The 21571-nt window shown below is 72.1% G+C and carries 19 protein-coding genes; 10 read left to right on the top strand and 9 right to left on the bottom strand.

The genetic code is table 11. The annotated features are described in order from the left end of the window. Window positions 1-233 precede the first annotated feature (233 nt). From ACZ4Z5_RS22125 to ACZ4Z5_RS22135, 3 genes are all read right to left on the bottom strand, one after another. Window positions 234-1883, bottom strand: a complete 1650-nt coding sequence (locus ACZ4Z5_RS22125) for a phospho-sugar mutase (RefSeq protein ID WP_468265286.1) — start codon at window positions 1881-1883, stop codon at window positions 234-236. Window positions 1884-2567: 684 nt separating this feature from the next. Next, complete coding sequence (locus ACZ4Z5_RS22130; protein WP_468265288.1) at window positions 2568-3392, bottom strand: purine-nucleoside phosphorylase; 825 nt, start codon at window positions 3390-3392, stop codon at window positions 2568-2570. Window positions 3393-3512: 120 nt separating this feature from the next. Beyond that, entirely contained in the window at window positions 3513-3950 is a 438-nt protein-coding gene (locus tag ACZ4Z5_RS22135) for a gamma-glutamylcyclotransferase family protein (RefSeq protein WP_468265290.1), read from the bottom strand. 188 nt (window positions 3951-4138) lie between these two features. On the opposite strand from ACZ4Z5_RS22135, the gene ACZ4Z5_RS22140 reads away from it, so the two are divergent. Next, window positions 4139-5578 carry an NAD(P)H-quinone dehydrogenase gene (locus ACZ4Z5_RS22140; RefSeq protein ID WP_468265292.1) on the top strand — a complete coding sequence of 480 codons (1440 nt, stop codon included), beginning with the start codon at window positions 4139-4141 and terminating at the stop codon, window positions 5576-5578. A 324-nt stretch (window positions 5579-5902) separates the two neighbouring features. Further along, window positions 5903-6847 carry a DeoR/GlpR family DNA-binding transcription regulator gene (locus tag ACZ4Z5_RS22145; RefSeq protein WP_468265294.1) on the top strand — a complete coding sequence of 315 codons (945 nt, stop codon included), beginning with the start codon at window positions 5903-5905 and terminating at the stop codon, window positions 6845-6847. Window positions 6848-7103: 256 nt separating this feature from the next. Here ACZ4Z5_RS22145 and ACZ4Z5_RS22150 read toward each other — a convergent pair whose 3' ends face one another. After that, a complete protein-coding gene (locus ACZ4Z5_RS22150; protein WP_468265296.1) occupies window positions 7104-8867 on the bottom strand; it encodes an acetyl/propionyl/methylcrotonyl-CoA carboxylase subunit alpha in 1764 nt (587 codons plus the stop codon). 361 nt (window positions 8868-9228) lie between these two features. Between ACZ4Z5_RS22150 and ACZ4Z5_RS22155 the strand changes: the two genes are divergently transcribed. Further along, window positions 9229-9660 (top strand): hypothetical protein, encoded by a 432-nt coding sequence (locus ACZ4Z5_RS22155; RefSeq protein WP_468265298.1) that lies wholly within the window; start codon window positions 9229-9231, stop codon window positions 9658-9660. Between the two features lie 337 nt (window positions 9661-9997). On the opposite strand, the gene ACZ4Z5_RS22160 is transcribed toward ACZ4Z5_RS22155, so the two are convergent. The 4 genes from ACZ4Z5_RS22160 to ACZ4Z5_RS22175 form a co-directional block, all read right to left on the bottom strand. Next, window positions 9998-10603 (bottom strand): Maf family protein, encoded by a 606-nt coding sequence (locus ACZ4Z5_RS22160; protein ID WP_468265300.1) that lies wholly within the window; start codon window positions 10601-10603, stop codon window positions 9998-10000. 34 nt (window positions 10604-10637) lie between these two features. Further along, on the bottom strand, window positions 10638-10766 hold the full coding sequence (gene mmpB / locus ACZ4Z5_RS22165; RefSeq protein ID WP_468265302.1) for a morphogenic membrane protein MmpB: 129 nt from the start codon (window positions 10764-10766) through the stop codon (window positions 10638-10640). 209 nt (window positions 10767-10975) lie between these two features. After that, complete coding sequence (locus ACZ4Z5_RS22170) at window positions 10976-11182, bottom strand: acyl-CoA carboxylase epsilon subunit (protein ID WP_468265304.1); 207 nt, start codon at window positions 11180-11182, stop codon at window positions 10976-10978. A gap of 88 nt (window positions 11183-11270) precedes the next feature. Further along, window positions 11271-12860 carry an acyl-CoA carboxylase subunit beta gene (locus tag ACZ4Z5_RS22175; RefSeq protein ID WP_468265306.1) on the bottom strand — a complete coding sequence of 530 codons (1590 nt, stop codon included), beginning with the start codon at window positions 12858-12860 and terminating at the stop codon, window positions 11271-11273. A gap of 109 nt (window positions 12861-12969) precedes the next feature. On the opposite strand from ACZ4Z5_RS22175, the gene ACZ4Z5_RS22180 reads away from it, so the two are divergent. From ACZ4Z5_RS22180 to hutH, 5 genes are all read left to right on the top strand, one after another. Beyond that, entirely contained in the window at window positions 12970-13839 is an 870-nt protein-coding gene (locus ACZ4Z5_RS22180; protein WP_468265308.1) for a biotin--[acetyl-CoA-carboxylase] ligase, read from the top strand. Between the two features lie 102 nt (window positions 13840-13941). Then, window positions 13942-15081, top strand: coding sequence for an adenylate/guanylate cyclase domain-containing protein (locus ACZ4Z5_RS22185; protein ID WP_468265310.1), 1140 nt, complete (start codon window positions 13942-13944; stop codon window positions 15079-15081). 295 nt (window positions 15082-15376) lie between these two features. After that, a complete protein-coding gene (locus ACZ4Z5_RS22190) occupies window positions 15377-16180 on the top strand; it encodes an enoyl-CoA hydratase/isomerase family protein (protein WP_468265395.1) in 804 nt (267 codons plus the stop codon). A 67-nt stretch (window positions 16181-16247) separates the two neighbouring features. Beyond that, on the top strand, window positions 16248-17384 hold the full coding sequence (locus tag ACZ4Z5_RS22195) for a GGDEF domain-containing protein (protein WP_468265397.1): 1137 nt from the start codon (window positions 16248-16250) through the stop codon (window positions 17382-17384). A 177-nt stretch (window positions 17385-17561) separates the two neighbouring features. Further along, complete coding sequence (gene hutH / locus ACZ4Z5_RS22200; protein ID WP_468265399.1) at window positions 17562-19100, top strand: histidine ammonia-lyase; 1539 nt, start codon at window positions 17562-17564, stop codon at window positions 19098-19100. 89 nt (window positions 19101-19189) lie between these two features. Here hutH and ACZ4Z5_RS22205 read toward each other — a convergent pair whose 3' ends face one another. After that, a complete protein-coding gene (locus tag ACZ4Z5_RS22205; protein ID WP_468265312.1) occupies window positions 19190-19537 on the bottom strand; it encodes a hypothetical protein in 348 nt (115 codons plus the stop codon). Window positions 19538-19645: 108 nt separating this feature from the next. On the opposite strand from ACZ4Z5_RS22205, the gene ACZ4Z5_RS22210 reads away from it, so the two are divergent. Together ACZ4Z5_RS22210 and ACZ4Z5_RS22215 are read left to right on the top strand one after the other, a co-directional pair. Continuing rightward, on the top strand, window positions 19646-20008 hold the full coding sequence (locus ACZ4Z5_RS22210) for a hypothetical protein (protein ID WP_468265314.1): 363 nt from the start codon (window positions 19646-19648) through the stop codon (window positions 20006-20008). A gap of 244 nt (window positions 20009-20252) precedes the next feature. Continuing rightward, complete coding sequence (locus ACZ4Z5_RS22215; RefSeq protein ID WP_468265316.1) at window positions 20253-21524, top strand: L,D-transpeptidase; 1272 nt, start codon at window positions 20253-20255, stop codon at window positions 21522-21524. The last annotated feature ends 47 nt before the right edge of the window (window positions 21525-21571 follow it).

Here is a 21571-nt window from a genome sequence, read left to right on the forward strand (position 1 = left end):
GCCCGACGGGCGGTCGCCCACGGGCGGTCAGTGGGGCGCGTCGCCGGGCGGTTACGTCCAGGACCGTCGTCGCGCCGGCCCGTCGTGAGGCATCCCCTGGCGTGTGGTGAGGCATTCCCGGCGTGCGACCGGCTGGAGGCGGTGCGCGCGGGGACACCGAGCCGGACGGGAAACGCCCGCGGCGGCGGTACGGAAGGTTCCGTACCGCCGCCGCGGGCGTTGTCGCTGTGGGCTCAGATGCCTGCGGCCGCCGCGAGGTCCCGCTTGAGGGCCACGAGGATCTCGGACGCCGTGGTGCGGGCCGGCGCGAGGTCGTCCGCGCCCGCGACCGGGATCACGACCTCCAGGTAGCACTTCAGCTTGGGCTCGGTGCCGCTGGGGCGCACGATGACCCGGGCCTTGTAGGCGCCTTCGAGGTAGTAGCGCAGGCCGTCGGTCGGCGGCAGCCGGTCCGTGCCCTTCGTCAGGTCCTCGGCGGACGTGACGGTGAGGCCCGCGAGCGCGGCCGGCGGCTGCTCGCGGAGGCGGCGCATCGCGTCGGCGATGAGACCCAGGTCCTGGACCCGGACGGACAGCTGGTCGGTGGCGTGCAGACCGTGCCGGACCGCGAGGTCGTCGAGCATGTCGAGCAGGGTGCGGCCCTGCTCCTTGAGCTCCGAGGCCAGCTCGGTGACCAGCAGCGCGGCGGTGATGCCGTCCTTGTCGCGCACGCCCTCGGGGTCGACGCAGTAGCCCAGGGCCTCCTCGTAGCCGTAGCGCAGGTCCTCGACGCGGGCGATCCACTTGAAGCCGGTCAGCGTCTCCTCGTAGCCCACTCCGGCCGCCTCGGCGATCCGGCCGAGCAGCGAGGACGACACGATCGACTCGGCGAACGTACCGGTCGCCCCCCGCGCCACCAGATGGGCGGCGAGCAGCGCGCCGACCTCGTCGCCGCGCAGCATCCGCCAGCCGCCCTGCACGGACGGGTCCGGCACGGCGACCGCGCAGCGGTCGGCGTCCGGGTCGTTCGCGATCACGATGTCGGGAACCACCGCGCGGGCCGCCTCGAACGCCAGGTCCATGGCACCGGGCTCCTCGGGGTTCGGGAACGCCACGGTCGGGAACGCCGGGTCGGGCTCGGCCTGCTCGGCGACGAGCGCCGGGGCGGGGAAGCCCGCGCGCTCGAAGGCGGCGGCCAGCGTGTCCTTGCCGACGCCGTGCATGGCCGTGTACACGACCCGCGCGGTCCGCGGGGACCCGGGCCGGAGCACGGCCTCCGTGCGCGCCAGGTACGCCTCCAGGACCTCGTCGCCGAGGACGTCCCAGCCGGAGTCCGGACGCGGTACGTCGTCGAGCGAGACGACCGCGTCGATCTCGGCCGCGATCTCCGCGTCGGCGGGCGGCACGATCTGCGAGCCGTCGCCCAGGTAGACCTTGTAGCCGTTGTCGCGCGGCGGGTTGTGGCTGGCGGTGACCTCGACACCGGCGACGGCTCCGAGGTGCCTTATCGCGAAGGCGAGGACGGGCGTCGGCAGCGGGCGCGGCAGGAGGACGGCGCGCAGTCCGGCGCCGGTCATCACGGCGGCGGTGTCGCGTGCGAAGTCCGCCGACTTGTAGCGGGCGTCGTAGCCGACGACGACGAGCCCGCCCTCCTGGCCCTTGGCCCGCAGGTACGCGGCGAGTCCGGCGGCGGCGCGGATGACCACCGACCGGTTCATGCGCATCGGGCCCGCGCCCAGCTCACCGCGCAGGCCCGCGGTGCCGAACTGCAGGGTGCCGCTGAACCGGGCGGCGAGTTCGTCGACGTCCCCGGCTTCGATCAGCCCGCGGAGTTCGTCGCGGGTCTCGGCGTCCGGGTCCTCGGCGAGCCAGCGCTCGGCCCGCGCGATGAGGTCCTGCGTCACGTGTTGTCAGCCCCTTCGGATCGGGAGACTAGATCGGGAGACTTGGGGTGTCGGTGGAACGGGCCGGGCCGGGCCGTCCGGCCGCTGCCGGGCCCAGGGTGTCCGTCCGGCGGGCGCCGGGCGGTCGGCGTGTGTCCACGGAGCGCGGCGGCGCGGCGGCCGCCGGATCCGCAGCTGCGGCACGTCCTCGTGCGCTGCGCCGTCGGCCGGGTGCCGCCTCGGCCGGGTGCCGCCTCCGGCCGTGTGCTGCGGTCGGCCGCCCCGGTCCACTGCGGAACCGTCGCGGACCAGGCTGCGCGGCGGCATCCACCGTGAGACTGCGTCCGCCGTGCGTCGGCCTCCACCGTGCGGCGGCGCCCACCACGTAGCCGCGGTGAGCGCCCCGTCGGCACCCGAGGCCGCCGTGCGACGGACCGTCGGGAGCCCCGGCGGCCGCCGAAACGGCGTTCCGGGACGGCAGGAGTGGGCGTCCTGGACGGCACAAGCAGCCGTCCGGAACCACACAAGGGCGTCCGGAACGCCACAAGGGTCGTCCGCGACGGCGCACGGGAACGACACCGGGACCTCTCCGGGCCCGGTGTCAGCTTCCGGCGCCGGCCGGGACGGATCCGCGGACGTCACCGGCGGCCGTGCGCCGATTCCGTCCACGCCGTCCGTCATGACGCCCCATCATCGGGTGGCGGATCAGATGCGGTCGAGGACGCGCGCCAGCAGGGAGCCCATCCGGGCGGCCGAGTCGCGGCCGGCCTGGAGGACCTCCTCGTGGTTGAGCGGCTCACCGCTCAGGCCCGCGGCGAGGTTGGTGACCAGGGAGATGCCCAGCACCTCGGCGCCGGCTTCGCGGGCCGCGATGGCCTCCAGCACGGTGGACATGCCGACCAGGTCGCCCCCGATGACGCGCACCATGTTGATCTCGGCGGGCGTCTCGTAGTGCGGGCCGGGGAACTGGACGTACACGCCCTCCTCCAGCGTCTCGTCGACCTCCTTGCACAGCGCGCGCAGGCGCGGCGAGTACAGGTCGGTCAGGTCGACGAAGTTGGCGCCGATGATCGGGGAGGCGGCGGTGAGGTTGATGTGGTCGCTGATCAGCACGGGCTGACCGGGGCGCATGCCCTCGCGCAGTCCGCCGCAGCCGTTGGTGAGGACGACGGTCTTGCAGCCGGCGGCGACCGCGGTGCGCACGCCGTGTGCGACGGCGGCCACGCCACGGCCCTCGTAGTAGTGGGTGCGGCCCAGGAACACCAGCGCACGCTTGTCGCCGATGCGGTACGAGCGGATGCGTCCGCCGTGGCCCTCCACGGCCGGCGGCGGGAAGCCCGGCAGCTCGGTGACCGGGAACTCGGCCTCGGGGGTGCCCAGCGCGTCGACGGCCGGCGCCCAGCCGGAGCCCATCACGAGGGCGACGTCGTGGGTCTCGGCGCCCGTCAGCTCGCGCAGCCGCGCAGCGGCGGCGCCGGCGGCGGCGTGGGGGTCGTCCTGGATGTGGTCCGGGGTAACAGAAGCGTTCACCCGACGAGGGTAACCGCTGAGTGCCTACGCGCGTAGATGACCAGGCTCACGGTCTTCGGATCGTTGCTTTGTCGTTTCCCACGAGAAAGGCGCGCGCGGCGCCCCGGCCGCGCACGACTGCTAGCAGGGGCGCTTGCGGAGCTCCATCACGTAGTCGTGCGGCGCTCCTGCGGATTCGGCGGCGTCGGCGATCTCGCCGAGGTAGCGGGCGGAGGGGAGGCCGCCCTCGTAGCCGTTGAGCACGTAAACCCACGCCGGCTCCTCGCCGTCGAGGGTGTGAACTCGGACACGCATACGCCGGTAGATGTCGAGGCCGACACCCTCCCAGCGGTCCATCGAGTCCTCGTCCATCGGTGCGATGTCGTACAGCGCGACGAAGACCTGCGAGCGCGGCGCCTCCACGATGGTGGCGAGGGCGCCCTCCCAGCCGAGCTGCTCCCCGCCGAAGGTCAGCCGCCAGCCGTTCAGCCAGCCGGTGCCGCGCAGCGGGGAATGCGGTGCGCGGCGGGACATCAGCCGCGCGTCGAGGTTGCCGGCGTACGCGGCGTAGAGCGACATGCTGTCGAGGGTACGGGAGTGGCGCGAACTGTTCTCCCTCTCTCCGCCCGTCGGCCCACCGGTCGCCTCGCGCCTCGACGGTTTCCGCGGCGCCCGCCCCCGGGGCGAACCATGTTGATGGGTGCGGGACAATGAAGTACGTACTGCAGGCACCGGGGCATCCCGGACCAACGCGAGGCGGACTTTCCGTGACCCGGATCGTGATCATCGGTGGTGGACCCGGCGGATACGAGGCGGCCCTTGTGGCCGCCCAGCTGGGGGCAGAGGTGACCGTCGTGGACCGCGACGGACTGGGCGGCGCTTCCGTCCTCACCGACTGCGTGCCCTCCAAGACCCTCATCGCGACGGCCGAGGTGATGACGAACTTCGACTCCTCCTACGAGGAGCTCGGCATCATCGTCGCGGACGACACCCCGCCGATCGCGCAGTCCGCGCGGGTGCACGGCGTGGACCTCGGCAAGGTCAACCGACGCGTGAAGCGGCTCGCCCTCGCCCAGTCCCACGACATCACCGCGGCCGTCACCCGGGCCGGCGGGCGCGTGGTCCGCGGCCGGGGCAGCCTGGAGGGCCGGCAGGCCGCGGACGGCTCCCGCACGGTCGTCGTCACCGCCGTCGACGGCACCCAGGAGCGGCTCACCGCCGACGCCGTGCTCATCGCCACCGGCGGCCACCCGCGGGAGATCCCGGACGCGCTGCCCGACGGCGAGCGCATCCTGAACTGGACGCAGGTCTATGACCTGGACGAGCTGCCCGAGGAACTGATCGTCGTCGGTTCCGGTGTCACCGGTGCCGAGTTCGCGGGTGCCTACCAGGCGCTCGGCTCCCGGGTGACCCTCGTCTCCAGCCGCGACCGGGTGCTGCCCGGCGAGGACCCCGACGCCGCCGCGGTGCTGGAGGACGTGTTCCGCCGCCGGGGCATGAACGTCATGGCCCGGTCCCGCGCCGAGTCCGCCAAGCGGGTCGGCGACCGCGTGGAGGTCACCCTCTCCGACGGCCGGGTCATCTCCGGCACGCACTGCCTGATGGCGGTCGGCGCCGTCCCGAACACGGCTGACATGGGGCTGGAGGAGGCCGGCGTCCGGCTGAAGGACTCCGGGCACATCTGGACCGACAAGGTGTCCCGTACGTCCGCCCCCGGCGTGTACGCGGCCGGCGACGTCACGGGTGTCTTCGCGCTCGCCTCCGTCGCCGCCATGCAGGGCCGTATCGCCATGTACCACTTCCTCGGCGACGCGGTGGCCCCGCTGAACCTCAAGTCGGTCTCCGCGAACGTCTTCACCGACCCGGAGATCGCCACCGTCGGCTACTCGCAGGCGGACATCGACGCCGGCAAGATCGAGGCCCGGGCCGTCAAGCTGCCCCTGCTGCGCAACCCGCGCGCCAAGATGCAGGGCATCCGCGACGGCTTCGTGAAGATCTTCTGCCGCCCGGGCACGGGCATCGTGGTCGGCGGTGTGGTCGTGGCCCCGCGCGCGAGCGAGCTGATCCACCCCATCTCGATCGCCGTGGACAACAACCTGACGGTCGAACAGATCGCGAACGCGTTCACCGTGTACCCGTCGCTCTCGGGTTCGATCGCGGAGGTCGCGCGGCAGCTGCACACCCGGAAGAAGGCCGGCGAGGCCTGACCCGGCACGGAGACGTGCACCCGGGGGACCGTCCGCGACCGTCCCCCGGACCGCCCGGAACGTCCCAGGCCGCCCGTGACCGTCCCGGGCTGTCTGTGACCTCCCGTGCCGTCCGCAACGACCTCCCCTGCCGCCTGCGACCGCCCCGGGCCGTCCGTGACCCTCCCGGACGGTCCGGAGTCCCGGCCCCGGCGCGGGGCCGGAGGACCTGTGGAACACCCCTTCCGGCCGTCCATACCACCGGGCAGTCCCCTCTGGGGAGAACTTCTTCAATTCGGCGCATTGTGCTGAAAACTGTCGGCCGGTCAGGTTACTGTCAGTTTCGTGTTCGCTGCAGAACGTCGCCAATTGATCCTCGAAATGGTGCGCGCGAACGGAGCCGTCTCGCTCCGTGAGCTCGCCCGCGTCGTCCAGACCTCCGAAGTGACCGTACGGCGGGACGTGCGGGCGCTGGAGGCAGAAGGACTCCTCGACCGTCGGCACGGCGGTGCGGTACTGCCGGGCGGGTTCACGCGGGAGTCCGGCTTTCCGCAGAAGTCCCATCTCGCGACCGCGGAGAAGACGGCCATCGCCGACCTCGCCGCGGGACTCGTCGAAGAGGGCGAGGCCATCGTGGTCGGCGCGGGCACGACCACACAGGAGCTGGCACGTCGGCTCGCCCGGGTGCCCGGCCTCACCGTGGTCACCAATTCCCTGCTGGTGGCCCAGGCGCTCGCCCACGCCAACCGGGTCGAGGTCGTCATGACCGGCGGCACCCTGCGCGGCTCCAACTACGCCCTGGTGGGCAGCGGTGCCGAGCAGTCCCTCCAGGGGCTGCGGGTGACCCGCGCGTTCCTCTCCGGGAGCGGGCTCACGGCCGAGCGCGGGCTCTCCACGTCCAACATGCTCTCCGCGAGCGTCGACCGGGCGCTGGTGCAGGCGGCGGCGGAGGTCGTGGTGCTCGCCGACCACACCAAGCTCGGTACCGACACGATGTTCCAGACCGTGCCCACCGATGTGATCACCCGACTGGTGACGGACGAGCCGCCGGCCCACGACGAGCGGGCGCTGACCGAGCTCCAGGCCCTCGCGGACCAGGGAGTGCAGATCGCCGTGGCCGGCGGTGGTGCGGCCTCGGAGGACGCCACCGGGGGCCGCCGGGCCCGAAGGGACGTACCGCCGCTGCCGGGCCAGCGCAGGGGCCACGTTCCCGGTACGGGCCTGCGCAGCGCCTCCGGCCTGGGCGACGCCGCCCAGGCGGCCCGGGTCGCGGATCTGCGGAGACGCTGACGCCGCTCCACGGTGAGACCGACGCCCCGGCTCGTACTGTGCGCGCCCGCCGACGCGTACGCACCGTCGGCCGGGCGTCCCGCCCGCCGTGCTCGGCGAAGGCGGGCGGTCCCGGTCCGCGGGGCAGGCGACGTGGCCGGCTTCGACGGGAAGACCGGGCGGCCGGGTCACCGCGGGCACCGGTGCATGGCTGTGGGGACGCGCGAAGGCCCCGCCCGGAACGGGACGAGGCCTTCGGGGCGTACGAGGCGCCGGATCAGTCCTTGATCTCGCAGATCAGCGCGCCGGAGGTGACCGCCGCGCCGACCTCGGCGGTGAGGCCCTTGATGGTGCCGGCGCGGTGCGCGTTGAGCGGCTGCTCCATCTTCATGGCCTCCAGGACGACGACCAGGTCGCCTTCCTGGACCTCCTGGCCCTCCTCGACCGCGACCTTGACGATCGTGCCCTGCATCGGGGAGGTGAGGGAGTCACCGGAGGCGGCCGCGGTGGACTTCTTGGCGGCGCGGCGCTTCGGCTTGGCGCCCGCGGCCAGTCCGGTACGGGCCAGGGTCATGCCGAGCGAGGACGGCAGCGAGACCTCCAGGCGCTTGCCGCCGACCTCGACGACGACGGTCTCCCGGCCCGGCTCCTCCTCGGCCTCGGCCTCGGCGGGGGCGGTGAAGACCGGGATCTCGTTGACGAACTCGGTCTCGATCCAGCGGGTGTGGACCTTGAACGGGGTGCCGTCGGTGGGGGCGAACGCCGGGTCCGTGACGACCGCGCGGTGGAACGGGATGGCCGTGGCCATGCCCTCCACCTTGAACTCCTCCAGCGCGCGGGCGGCCCGCTGGAGGGCCTGCTCACGGGTGGCGCCGGTGACGATCAGCTTGGCGAGCAGGGAGTCCCAGGCGGGGCCGATGACCGAGCCGGACTCGACGCCTGCGTCCAGCCGGACACCGGGGCCGGACGGCGGCGCGAACGTGGTGACCGTGCCGGGGGCAGGCAGGAAGTTGCGGCCCGGGTCCTCGCCGTTGATGCGGAACTCGAAGGAGTGGCCGCGGACCGCCGGGTCGTCGTAGCCGAGCTCCTCGCCGTCGGCGATGCGGAACATCTCACGGACCAGGTCGATGCCGGTGACCTCCTCGGTCACCGGGTGCTCGACCTGGAGGCGGGTGTTGACCTCCAGGAAGGAGATCGTGCCGTCGTTGCCGACGAGGAACTCGACGGTGCCCGCGCCGACATAGCCGGCCTCCTTGAGGATGGCCTTGGAGGCGCTGTACAGCTCGGCGTTCTGGGCCTCGCTGAGGAAGGGCGCCGGGGCTTCCTCCACCAGCTTCTGGTGGCGGCGCTGGAGGGAGCAGTCACGGGTGGAGACCACCACGACGTTGCCGTGCTTGTCGGCGAGGCACTGGGTCTCGACGTGGCGCGGCTTGTCGAGGTAGCGCTCGACGAAGCACTCGCCGCGGCCGAAGGCGGCGACGGCCTCGCGGACCGCGGACTCGTACAGCTCGGGGACCTCTTCGAGGGTGCGGGCGACCTTGAGGCCGCGGCCGCCGCCGCCGAACGCCGCCTTGATGGCGATGGGCAGACCGTGCTCCTGGGCGAACGTGACGACCTCGTCGGCACCGGAGACCGGGTCCGGGGTGCCGGCGACGAGCGGCGCACCGGCGCGCTGGGCGATGTGACGGGCCGCCACCTTGTCGCCCAGGTCGCGGATCGCCTGCGGCGGCGGGCCGATCCAGGTCAGGCCGGCGTCGATGACCGCCTGCGCGAAGTCGGCGTTCTCAGAGAGGAAGCCGTAGCCCGGGTGGATGGCGTCGGCGCCCGAGTCGGCCGCGGCCTGGAGCACCTTGGAGATGTCGAGATAACTGGCTGCCGGGGTGTCACCGCCCAGGGCGAACGCCTCGTCGGCGGCGCGGACGTGCAGCGCGTCCCGGTCCGGATCGGCGTAGACGGCTACGCTCGCGATTCCGGCATCCCGGCAGGCACGGGCGACGCGGACAGCGATTTCGCCTCGGTTGGCGATGAGCACCTTGCGCACGATGGCTCCCTCCTTGAAACAAGCTGAGTTTAGGGACAGCCGACACGTCGTTTCGACCCGTCCCCAATAGTGAGCTTGCCCACACGGAGTGTTATTCGAGGCCCGCTCGCGTCGTGAAACCCCTAGTCGCCCCAAGGGACGACAGGCTTCCCCCTGCGCAGGTTAGTCCTCTCATGTGGTCAAGGTCTCTGTCCGGGCGGCCAGCGGCGTCCGGTGTTTCTTTGTGGAGTCCCTACGAATGGGCGAATGTCGGCGCGTGCCGGATCCGGTCGTGCCGGACCCCTTGTCCAGCTGTTTACCCGGCAGTAGCCTCCGCGATGTCGGACGTACGTGCGGTGACAGGCGAAGGTAGGTGTGCGCCGTGGCGCGCAGGGTGGTGGCTGCCGTGTCCGCGATCGTGCTGCTCCTGGAGGCGCTCGGTATCGCGTTCGTCCACTGGATCCTGGGCCGGGTGGTGGACAGCCAGTCGATGTCCATGGCCGGATCGGACCCCGATGTGATGTCCAAGGCCACCTGGGGGCTCGGGGCCGTCTTCGGGCTCTTCCTGGCCGGCTGTGCGGTCCTGCTGCTGCTCGTCTCCGTGAGGGACCGGGCGCCTGGCCGGTTCGGCCGGGTGCTGCTGATCAGCTGCGCGATCGTGCACGGGGTGCTCGGCGCGCTGACGGTCGGGCCGGTCGGCTGGACCGCGTTCGTCTTCATGATGGCGGTGCTGGCGCTGCTCGTCATGACGCTGCTCTCCTACGGGCCGCGGGACACCGCCGAGCCCGCGGACCGGGCCCCGGCAGCCGCCTGACCCGCCGGGTCCCGGGCCGGAAGCGGCGGGCTCCCGCGGCCCCCCGCTCGCAACCGAGACCCTGCGTCCGGGGTGTCCTGCGTGCCCCGCCGTCCTGCGTGATCCGTCCTGTGTGCCCTGGTCGGGCCCAGCGGTCGGGCTCAGCGGGTCGGGCTCGTGGTCAGGACCAGGCTCTGCGGTCGTGCCCCGACCTGCGTTCCGGTCGGGCCCAGCGGTCGGGCCCGGACCTGCGTTCGGGCCGACTCGGGTGTTCCGGCCATCGGTCACGTCCCCGGCCTTGATCACGTCCCGGTCTCGGTCACGTCCCGGCCCGGGCGCGCGCCCCTGCTCGAACCCCTCACACCCACAGATCGGTGATCCGGACCCCCAGTTCGCCGAGCAGCTTCCGCAGCAGCGGCAGGGACAGACCGATCACATTGCCGTGGTCGCCCTCGATCCCGTCCACGAACGGAGCCGAGCGGCCGTCCAGGGTGAAGGCGCCCGCCACGTCGAGCGGTTCGCCGGAGGCGACGTACGCGGCGATCTCCTCGTCGGTCGGCTCGCCGAAGAAGACGACCGTGGAGGCGACCCCCGAGGCGTAGCGGCCGCTGATCGTGTCGTAGACGCAGTGGCCCGTCTGGAGGGTGCCCGCACGGCCGCGCATCGCCTTCCAGCGTGCTGTGGCCTCCTCCGCGTCCGCGGGCTTGCCGAGCGCCTGGCCGTCCAGGTCGAGGACGGAGTCGCAGCCGATCACCAGGGCGCCGTGCACGTCCGGCCGGGCGGCCACGACGGACGCCTTCGCCTCGGCGAGCGCTAGGGCGAGTTCGGCGGGCGCGGGCGCGGAGACCGCTTCCTCGTCGACCCCGCTGACGATCGCCTCGGGAGCCAGTCCGGCGCTGCGGAGCAGGTTGAGGCGGGCGGGGGAGGCGGACGCGAGGACGAGACGGCGGCGCTCAGTGGTCATGCGGGCCATCGTAGGGCGCGGCAGGCGGCCGTGGTCAGCGCATTCCGACGACGAGCATCACCACGAACATGGCGAGCGCCAGGATCAGACCCGCCCGGCGCATCATCGTCTGAGCGTCGCGCAGCTCCTCGGGGGGCTCGTTCTCGGGGTCGGACCACAGCATGCTTCCGATACTGCGGTGAGACCTGCCGCCGGCGCCTGAGTACGCGTACTCAGTCCGACCGGCTCGAACGGACCAGAAACCCCCGTGGGGGACGTCTCGGCGGGCGCGTTGACGGAGCATGCCGCAGGGGCGGCGGGAACGGGGTTCCTGCCGCCCCTGAGGGCACTTCCCCGGCCACGGCACCGGGCCGGTCGCGGTGGCGCGCGGTGCTACGCGGGCCAGAACGTCCGCGCCCACGCCCGCGGCCCGGGCCGCGGCACCGGACGGCGGGCGATCCGGCTGGGATCCGCCCAGTCCTCGGGCGGCTGCGGCGCGCCGGACGACAGCGAAGCCGTCGCCGCGGCGCGCGCCCGGACGACCGCCAGGGCGGCGGCAAGCTCCTCCGGTGTCGGGTTGCCCCGGACAACCTTGATCATCACGACTCCCAGCGGCGGAACTACAGGGTGAACTGCAGGGCGAACTGCAAGGGCGACTGCAGGGGGAACTTCAGGGGACTGCGGGGGACTACAGCGGGATGTTGCCGTGCTTCTTCGGAGGCAGGCTTTCCCGCTTCGTGCGCAGTGCACGCAGACCCTTGACGATCTGCGCCCGTGTCTCGGACGGCATGATCACCGCGTCGATGTAGCCGCGCTCGGCCGCCGTGTACGGGTTCAGCAGGGTGTCCTCGTACTCCTGGATCAGCTGGGCACGGGTCGCCTCGACGTCGTCCGCCGCCGCAATGGTGCGGCGGTGCAGGATGTTGACCGCTCCCTGCGCACCCATCACCGCGATCTGCGAGGTCGGCCACGCCAGGTTCAGGTCGGCGCCCAGGTGCTTCGACCCCATGACGTCGTACGCGCCGCCGAACGCCTTGCGGGTGATGACCGTGATCAGCGGGACGGTCGCCTCGGCGTAGGCGTAGATCAGCTTGGCGCCGCGGCGGATGATGCCGTTGTACTCCTGGTCGATGCCGGGCAGGAAGCCTGGGACGTCGACGAACGTCAGCACCGGGATGTTGAACGCGTCGCACGTCCGGACGAACCGCGCCGCCTTCTCCGAGGCGTTGATGTCGAGACAGCCGGCGAACTGCATCGGCTGGTTGGCGACTACACCGACCGGGTAGCCCTCGACCCGGCCGAAACCGGTGAGGATGTTCGGGGCGAACAGCGACTGCGTCTCCAGGAACTCGCCGTCGTCCAGCACGTGCTCGATCACCGTGTGCATGTCGTACGGCTGGTTCGCCGAGTCCGGGATGATCGTGTCCAGCTCGCTGTCCTCGTCGGAAAGCCCCAGGTCCGCCTCCTCCGGGAAGGCCGGCGGCTCGGAGAGGTTGTTCGACGGGAGGTACGCGAGGAGAGACTTCACGTACTCGATGGCGTCCTTCTCGTCGCCCGCCATGTGGTGGGCCACGCCCGACGTCGAGTTGTGGGTCCGGGCACCGCCCAGCTCCTCGAAGCCGACGTCCTCACCAGTGACGGTCTTGATGACGTCGGGACCGGTGATGAACATGTGCGAGGTCTGGTCGACCATGACCGTGAAGTCGGTGATCGCGGGGGAGTACACCGCGCCGCCCGCGCACGGACCGACGATCAGCGAGATCTGCGGGATCACGCCGGACGCGTGGGTGTTGCGGCGGAAGATCTCGCCGTACATGCCGAGGGCCATGACGCCCTCCTGGATCCGGGCGCCGCCCGAGTCGTTGATGCCGACGACCGGGCAGCCGGTCTTCAGCGCGAAGTCCATCACCTTCACGATCTTCTGGCCGAAGACCTCGCCCAGGGCGCCGCCGAAGACGGTGAAGTCCTGGGAGAACACCGCGACCGGGCGGCCGTCGACCGTGCCGTAGCCGGTCACGACGCCGTCGCCGTAGGGCCGGTTCTTCTCCAGGCCGAAGGCGGTCGACCGGTGTCGGGCGAGCTCGTCCAGCTCGACGAAGGAGTCCTCGTCGAGGAGCAGGGCGATCCGCTCACGAGCCGTCAGCTTGCCCTTCGCATGCTGCTTCTCCACCGCACGCTGGGAGCCCGCATGGGTGGCCTCGTCGATTCGGCGCTGCAGATCCGCGATCTTTCCCGCGGTCGTGTGGATGTCGTTTTCCATGGCGTCTGGCTCGGCCATAGGGATGCGGCTCCCTGCCTGGTCACGGTTCGGCTGGCTACTGACTCGTAGGGTATCGGCGCGGATACGGATCGGCAGTGCGGCGTTTGCCACACCTAACCTGGCTTGCATGACGCCTCCGAACGCCCCCGGCAGTCCCTGGTCCGACCTCGAACGGCCGCCGCTGAACGCCTTCGCGCTGCGCCGAGCCCTGGTGCGGCCGGACGGCCTGTGGACCTCCCTCGACGTCGTCGCCGAGACCGGTTCCACCAATACGGACCTGGCCGGCCGCGCCGCGACCCTCCCGGAGGGCGCGGTGCTGGTCGCCGAGGAGCAGACCGCGGGACGTGGCAGGCTCGACCGGCAGTGGACCGCGCCCGCCCGGTCCGGACTGTTCTTCTCCATGCTCCTCCGGCCCGGGACGGACGTGCCGGTCGCCCGGTGGGGCTGGCTGACCCTGCTCGCCGGAGTGGCCGTCGCCACCGCCGTCTCCCGCACGGCCGGCGTCGACACCGCCCTCAAGTGGCCCAACGACCTGCTCGTCACCGTCGGCGGGGAGGAACGCAAGGCAGGCGGCATCCTCGCCGAGCGGACCGGCGACGACGCGGTGGTCGTCGGCATCGGCCTCAATGTCTCGCTGCGCGCGGACGAACTGCCCGTACCCGTCGCTGGGTCGCTCGCCCTCGCGGGCGCCCCGGCCGCGGACCGGGACCCGCTGCTGCGGTCCGTGCTGCGGTCCTTCGAGCAGTGGTACGGCGCCTGGCGCACCGCGGGCGGCGACGTCGTCGCCAGCGGACTCCTGGAGACGTACGCCGCGGGCTGCTCCACGCTCGGCCGGACCGTACGGGCCGAACTGCCGGGCGGCGGGTCGCTCACCGGCGAGGCCGTCGCCGTCGACACCGACGGACGGCTGGTCCTCGCCGCCGCAGACGGCTCACGGCACGAGATCTCGGCCGGTGACATCGTGCACCTGCGCCCCGCGGACCCCGGCGGTCGCTGAGGCACGGGATTCGGATCCCGCTACGGACGTGAGCTACGGCACACCTGCCGTATGGTTGAGGCGATCGATCGGCGTTGCGCGGGAATGGGCAGGAGGCGGTAGGTGACCGTCGACGGCAGCACCTCGGGTGAGGATGCGCAGGATTCCCCTTACCCCACTCCGCACCACGTCGTGGACCACACGGCGGAGCCCACCAAGGACCCCCTCGCCATCCGGCTCGAACAGCTGATCCTGGGGGCGGACCGCCGTTACACCCCCTTCCAGGCGGCTCGTACCGCGGGCGTGTCCATGGAACTGGCCTCCCGCTTCTGGCGCGCGATGGGCTTCGCGGACATCGGCCAGGCCAAGGCCCTGACCGAGGCCGATGTGCTGGCGCTGCGTCGGCTCGCCGGTCTGGTGGAGGCCGGACTGCTCAGCGAACCGATGGCGGTGCAGGTCGCCCGGTCCACCGGGCAGACCACCGCGCGGCTCGCCGAATGGCAGATCGACTCCTTCCTGGAGGGCCTGACCGAGCCGCCCGAGCCCGGGATGACCCGTACCGAAGTCACCTATCCGCTCGTCGAGCTGCTGCTCCCGGAGCTGGAGGAGTTCCTGGTGTACGTGTGGCGGCGGCAGCTCGCCGCCGCCACCGGCCGGGTCGTCCAGGCCGGGGACGACGAGGAGATGGTGGACCGCCGGCTCGCCGTCGGCTTCGCCGACCTCGTCGGCTTCACCCGGCTGACCCGGCGCCTTGAGGAGGAGGAACTCGGCGAACTCGTCGAGTCCTTCGAGACCACGGCGGCGGATCTGGTCGCCGCGCACGGCGGGCGCCTCATCAAGACCCTCGGCGACGAGGTGCTCTTCGTCGCGGACGACGCCGGCACCGCGGCGGAGATCGCGCTGCGGCTCATCGAGACCGTGTCGGTCGACCAGACCATGCCCGCGCTGCGGGTGGGCATGTCGTTCGGCACCGTCACGACCCGGATGGGCGATGTGTTCGGCACGACGGTGAACCTGGCCAGCAGGCTCACCTCGATAGCGCCCCGGAACGCCGCGCTCGTCGACGGCGCCTTCGCCCAGGACCTGATCCGCACCGGTGTGGCCCCCACCTCCGAGACCGAGGCCGCGGAGGAGGCCGCCGCCGCGGAGAAGGAGGGCGAGGAACCGCCTGCGTACCGCTTCGGCCTCCAGCCGATGTGGCAGCGGCCGGTCCGCGGACTGGGCATCGTCGAGCCCTGGCAGCTCGGCAGGCGGGCCACCTAGCCAGGGGGTGTCCGGCGGATCACGGCGGGGTCGCCGCCTGAACCGCCGGCACGGCCCGACCAGGCACGGCCCGACCCGGCACGGCCCGGCACCGCGGCGTGCGGCGTTGTCGTCGGTCGCCGATGCTCCGCCTGGACCGTCCCCCTCCCCCTGCCTTCGGTGGGGGACACTCATCCTCCGCCTTGCCGTCCACGGCACCGGACGACCGGGGCTTTCCGGCCCTGACCCGCCGGACACCCCCTAGGATTCCCGGTGAACCATCGTTAACGTCTGTCCGGGAGGGCCTGTGTCGCTTGTGACCGAGGAGCGGTTCGGGGAGTTCGTCGCCGTACGGAGGCACGGGGACGGCGGGTACGTCGCCGAGCTGGTGCTCGACCGGCCCAAAGCCATGAACGCCGTGTCCACGGAGATGGCCCGGTCCATCGCCGCCGCCTGCGACGCGCTGGCCGCGGACCGGGACGCCCGGGTCACGGTCGTGACGTCCAGCCACGAGCGGGCCTTCTGCGTCGGCGCCGACCTCAAGGAGCGCAACTCCTTCAGCGACGCCGAGCTGGTGCGCCAGCGGCCGACCGCGCGGGCCGCGTACACCGGGGTCCTGGAACTGCCGATGCCCACCATCGCGGCCGTGCACGGCTTCGCGCTCGGCGGCGGCTTCGAACTGGCCCTCTCCTGCGACGTGATCGTCGCCGACCGGACGGCCGTCGTCGGGCTGCCCGAGGTCTCCGTGGGCGTCATCCCCGGCGGCGGCGGTACGCAGCTCCTCCCGCGGCGCGTCGGTGCGGCGCGTGCCGCCGAGCTGATCTTCACCGCGCGGCGGCTGGAGGCGGCCGAGGCACACGAGCTGGGTCTGGTCGACCAGCTGGTCGCGGAGGGCGAGGACCGCACCGAGGCACTGGCGCTCGCAGCCCGGATGGCCGCGAACTCGCCCGTCGGTCTGCGGGCCGCCAAGCGCGCACTGCGGCTCGGGCACGGCCTCGACCTGCGCGCCGGGCTGGAGGTCGAGGACGCCGCGTGGCGGTCCGTCGCCTTCTCCGGTGACCGGGCGGAAGGCGTCGCCGCCTTCAACGAGAAGCGGAAGCCCCAGTGGCCCGGCGAGTGACCTTCCGGCAGCTCTGAGTGATCGAACCCTGGCAAATCGCCCTAAGCTGGAGCGATGGGTGAGTGCGATGGGTGAGGACGTGCGGCTGCGGGCCGTGGTGACACTGGCGCAGTCGATGGCCGCGGCTCAGAATCCGCGCGAGTCCTGGCGGATCGCCGCGCTGCGCGCCTGCGAGGCGCTGGGCGGCAGTTTCGCCGCGCTCTCGGTCTGGGAGCGGGACCTCGGCCGGCTGCGCGTCCTCGTCAACGTCGGCGAACGTGCCGCGGGCGAGGAGGAGTTCCCCGAGGACGAGACGTATCCCGTGCACCGGTTCCCGGAGATCACCGAGTTCCTGCACGAACGCTGGGCGGGCGGCGGCGAGCCGGACGCCTGGGTCGAGACCGCGGACGGACCGGCCCGGGCCGGCCGGGAACGGCAGGGCTACTCCCACCAGAGGGCCGACGCGCTGCGCCGGCGCGGGCGGGGCTGCTGCGTCGTCGCGCCGATCGTCCTCCACGGACGGGCCTGGGGGGAGCTGTACGTCGCCCGGCCGCTCGGCGCGCCGGTGTTCGACCGTGCGGACGCCGACTTCGCCACCGTCCTGGCGTCGGTCGTCGCTGCCGGGGTGGTCCAGACCGAGCGCCTGGAGGAGGTGCGCCGGCTCGCCTTCACCGATCCGCTGACAGGTCTGGCGAACCGCCGCGCGGTCGACATGGGCCTCGACGCCGCGATCGAGCGGTACCGCTCCGAAGGGGTCGTCGTCAGCCTCGTCGTCTGCGACCTCAACGGACTCAAGCAGGTCAACGACACCCTCGGCCACGCGGTCGGCGACCGGCTGCTGGAGCGGTTCGGCTCGGTGCTGTCCCTGTGCGGGGCGATGCTGCCCGGCACGCTCGCGGCACGCCTGGGAGGTGACGAGTTCTGCCTGCTGGCCGTCGGCCCGTCCGCGGACGACGTGGTGGAGGTCGCGGGCGAGTTGTGCCGCAGGGCGGAGGAACTCGAACTAGGCGACGGCGTCGCCTGCGGGGTCGCGTCCACCGGTGACCCCATCGGGGTGCTGCGCTCGGCGCGTCGGCTGTTCCGTCTCGCCGACGCCGCGCAGTACCGCGCGAAGGCGGCGCAGGCGCCCAAGCCGGTGGTCGCGGGGCGCGACAACGCGGTGCTGCCCCTGGCGGACTCCCAGGCCCCGTCCCGGGACCGTCGCCGCTTCCGGGGACGCCCGTAGGCCGCTGCCCTCGCGGGACGCCGTTCGTGCGGGGGCTCCTCGTCGGCCGAGGCGCTGCGTGGGGTTCCCGTACGGGGGCGCCGCCCCGTGACTTCCCGGTGTGGATCCGCTGCGGAAACCGTTCAGCGTCACCCCGTGACAGCTCACGATTCAGTCCGTACGCTGCTGAATATGAATATGCACACTGTCGCGCTGGGCACGTCCGGGACCACCTTCGAGGACGTCATCGCCGTGGCGCGGGGCAATGCGAAGGTCGAGCTCACCGAGGAGGCGCTGCGCGCGCTGGCCTCCGCCCGAGAGATCGTCGACGCCCTCGCCGCCAGGCCGGAGCCGGTCTACGGGGTGTCGACCGGGTTCGGCGCGCTGGCCACCCGGCACATCAACCAAGACCTGCGCGCACAGTTGCAGCGCAACATCGTGCGGTCGCACGCCGCGGGCATGGGCCCGCGCGTCGAGCGCGAGGTCGTGCGCGCCCTCATGTTCCTGCGGCTGAAGACCGTGGCCTCCGGACACACCGGCGTACGCCCGCACGTCGCCCAGACGATGGCGGACGTCCTGAACGCCGGCATCACCCCGGTCGTCCACGAGTACGGCTCGCTCGGCTGCTCCGGCGACCTCGCGCCGCTCAGCCACTGCGCGCTGACGCTGATGGGCGAGGGGAATGCCGAGGGCCCCGACGGGACCGTCATGCCCGCCGGCGAGCTGCTCGCCGCGCACGGCATCAAGCCCGTCGAGCTCCGCGAGAAGGAGGGCCTGGCCCTCCTCAACGGCACCGACGGCATGCTCGGCATGCTGATCATGGCCCTCGCGGACCTCCAGCGGCTCTACACCTCCGCCGACATCACCGCGGCCCTGAGCCTGGAGGCCCTGCTCGGCACCGACAAGGTGCTGGCGCCCGAGCTGCACGCCATCCGCCCGCATCCCGGCCAGGCCGCCTCCGCGGACAACATGCTGCGGGTGCTCGCCGGGTCCGGGCTCACCGGACACCACCAGGACGACGCGCCGCGCGTGCAGGACGCGTACTCGGTGCGCTGCGCCCCGCAGGTCGCCGGGGCCGGCCGGGACACCATCGCGCACGCCCGGCTGGTCGCCGAGCGCGAGCTCGCCGCGGCCGTCGACAACCCGGTCGTGCTGCCCGACGGGCGCGTGGAGTCGAACGGCAACTTCCACGGCGCCCCGGTCGCCTACGTCCTCGACTTCCTCGCGATCGCCGCGGCGGACCTCGGCTCGATCGCCGAGCGGCGCACGGACCGTCTGCTGGACAAGAACCGGTCCCACGGCCTGCCGCCGTTCCTCGCCGACGACGCGGGCGTCGACTCCGGGCTGATGATCGCCCAGTACACCCAGGCCGCCCTGGTCGGCGAGCTGAAGCGGCTCGCGGTCCCGGCCTCCGCGGACTCCATCCCGTCCTCCGCCATGCAGGAGGACCACGTTTCCATGGGCTGGTCGGCCGCCCGCAAGCTGCGGACCGTCGTCGACAACCTCACCCGGATCATCGCCGTGGAGCTGTACGCGGCGACCCGCGCGATCGAGCTGCGCAAGCACCTGACACCGGCCCCGGCCACGCAGAAGGTCATCGAAGCCGTGCGCGCGGCGGGCGTCGAGGGCCCTGGCGAGGACCGCTTCCTGGCACCGGACCTGGCCGCCGCGGAGGCGTTCGTCCGGGACGGCTCGCTCGTCCACGTGGTGGAGCCGCTCACCGGCCCGCTCGCCTGAGCATCGGAGGGGTCCTGAACGGCGGGAAGGGGCTGCCCCTCGGGGCAGCCCCTTCCCGTTGCCTTCCCGAACCCGCGGTGCCCGGCGGATCAGTACGCGCTGCGGTGCCGCAGCGAGTACGCCACGAAACCGGCACCGATGCCGAGGAACGCCGTGCCGCCTATCAGGTACGGCGTGGTGTCGAAGCTGCCGGTGTCGGCGAGCTGGAGGTCCCGCCCGCCGCCCTCGGCGCCCTGCCCGCCCGTGGAGGCGGCCGACTGCTGCCCCTGCCCGGCCGACTGCCGGCCCTGGGAGCCCACGGGCCCCTGTCCGGCCGTGGTCGCGGCGACGGAACCCTCCGGCTCAGCCGTGGCGTTCGCCGAGGGGACGAACCACAGAGCGCACAGCAGCGTTCCCGCGGCGGTCGCGGTCAGCAGCGGTCGGCGGGCAGCGGACACGGAATCGAATCCCCCTTGGGAAGCACCGAATTGGCTGTGTTGCCGATGCTAGTGAAAGGTGCGGGTCGCAGAAAAGTCGAGGGCGCAGTGGGCTCTACGCTCCCACGCATGACCACTTCAGACACCTCGTCCTCAGTGAACGCGCCGTCACACTACGTCCGGCTCCGTGTCGATCTCGTCTTGGAGATCGCCGATACGGAGGCCCTGACCGGCGCGGCCCTGGGCCGGATCGCCGAGGACGAGTTCATGCCCGACGAGGAGCGCGCCCACGCCTCGTCGGCGGTGCGCGAGGACGAGGCCGAGGCCCTTGCGTACCTCGTCGACCCCTTCGCCCTGGTGAATGACGTCCCCGGGGTGGAACTGGCCCAGGCGTCCTGGAGTAGCGAGCCGGTCGAGTACGACGCCGAAGCGGACGAATGGGACCTCGACGAGGACGAAGAAGACGATGAGGACCTGGGCGGAAGGGACTAGCGCACGTACGGAAACCGTCGTCCGGAAGTCCCACGGAAGTCCCCCGGAAGCCGTCCGGCAACCATCCGGGAACCCTCGTCCGAAGCCACCGTCCGAAACCGCCGTCCGGAACCGCTGCCGAAGTGGCGTTGCCCACATACGCCCCGAATCGGAACTCCGCAAGCGGATGCTGGTGTTGTGAGTACGTCGGCAAGACGACGGCGACGGACGGTTTCCGCCCGGTGCTTCCGGGGATTCGGCGACGATGGAGAAACGAGTGATGACGGACAGCAAGCGGCGCAGGGCCCTCGTGGTCGCGTCCGCCGTGTTCGGCGGTGTTCTGGTGATGTCGGCCTGCACCGACAGTGAAGCCACGGGCACGGACGACGGCGCTGCCGCAAGCACCCCCACGTCACAGGCACAGATCGACGAGGCGGCCGCAAGGGACACCTCGGACGCCCGAATAGCCATCAAGCCGAAGAACGGCGCCACCAACGCCGGCATCAACGACACCAAGGTCACCGTCAGTGGCGGAAAGCTCACCCGGGTTGCCATGACCACCGAGGCCGGCGCGCCGGTCCCCGGCACCCTCGCAGCCGACGGGCTGAGCTGGAAGCCGAACGCCCCGCTCAAGCGGTCCACCACGTACAAGATCGCGGTGGCGGCCACGGACGCCCAGGGCCGCGAGGCGCACGAGAACGCCACGTTCAGCACCGTCTCGCCCACGAACAGCTTCATAGGCAACTTCACGCCCGAGGACGGCAGCACGGTCGGCGTCGGCATGCCCGTGTCCATCAACTTCGACAAGGCGATCGTCGACAAGAACGCCGTCCGGTCCGCGATCACCGTGACGTCGAGCAGCGGCCAGCAGGTCGCCGGCCACTGGTTCGGCAACACCCGCCTGGACTTCCGTCCCCAGCAGTACTGGCAGCCCGGCTCGACCGTCACCATGAAGCTCGCCCTGGACGGCGTCGAGGGCGCCCCCGGCGTCAGCGGCGTCCAGGACAAGACCGTCACGTTCCGGATCGGCCGCAACCAGGTCAGCGTCGTCGACGCCAAGGCCAAGACGATGACCGTCACCCGCGACGGGAAGACCGTCAAGACCATCCCGATCTCCGCGGGCTCGCCGGAGAACCCGACCTACAACGGCACCATGGTGATCTCCGAGAAGTTCAAGGAGACCCGGATGAACGGCGCAACGGTCGGCTTCACCGACGACGACGGCAAGGGCGAGTACGACATCAAGGACGTGCCCCACGCGATGCGGCTGTCCACCTCGGGCACCTTCATCCACGGCAACTACTGGGGCTCCGACAGCATCTTCGGCAGCGTCAACACCAGCCACGGCTGCATCGGCCTCAACGACGTCAAGGGCGCCGGCGACCCCAAGCAGCCGGCCGCCTGGTTCTTCGACAACTCCCTCGTCGGCGACGTCGTCGAGGTCAGGAACTCCCCGGACAGGACCATCACGCCGGACAACGGTCTCAACGGATGGAACATGTCCTGGGCGGAGTGGACGGCCGGCGCCGGCTCCTGACGTCCCGGCGACGCCCCCACTCCCGCCGAAGGCGGCGCACACCTGCG

Source organism: Streptomyces sp. NPDC030222 (assembly GCF_055573115.1).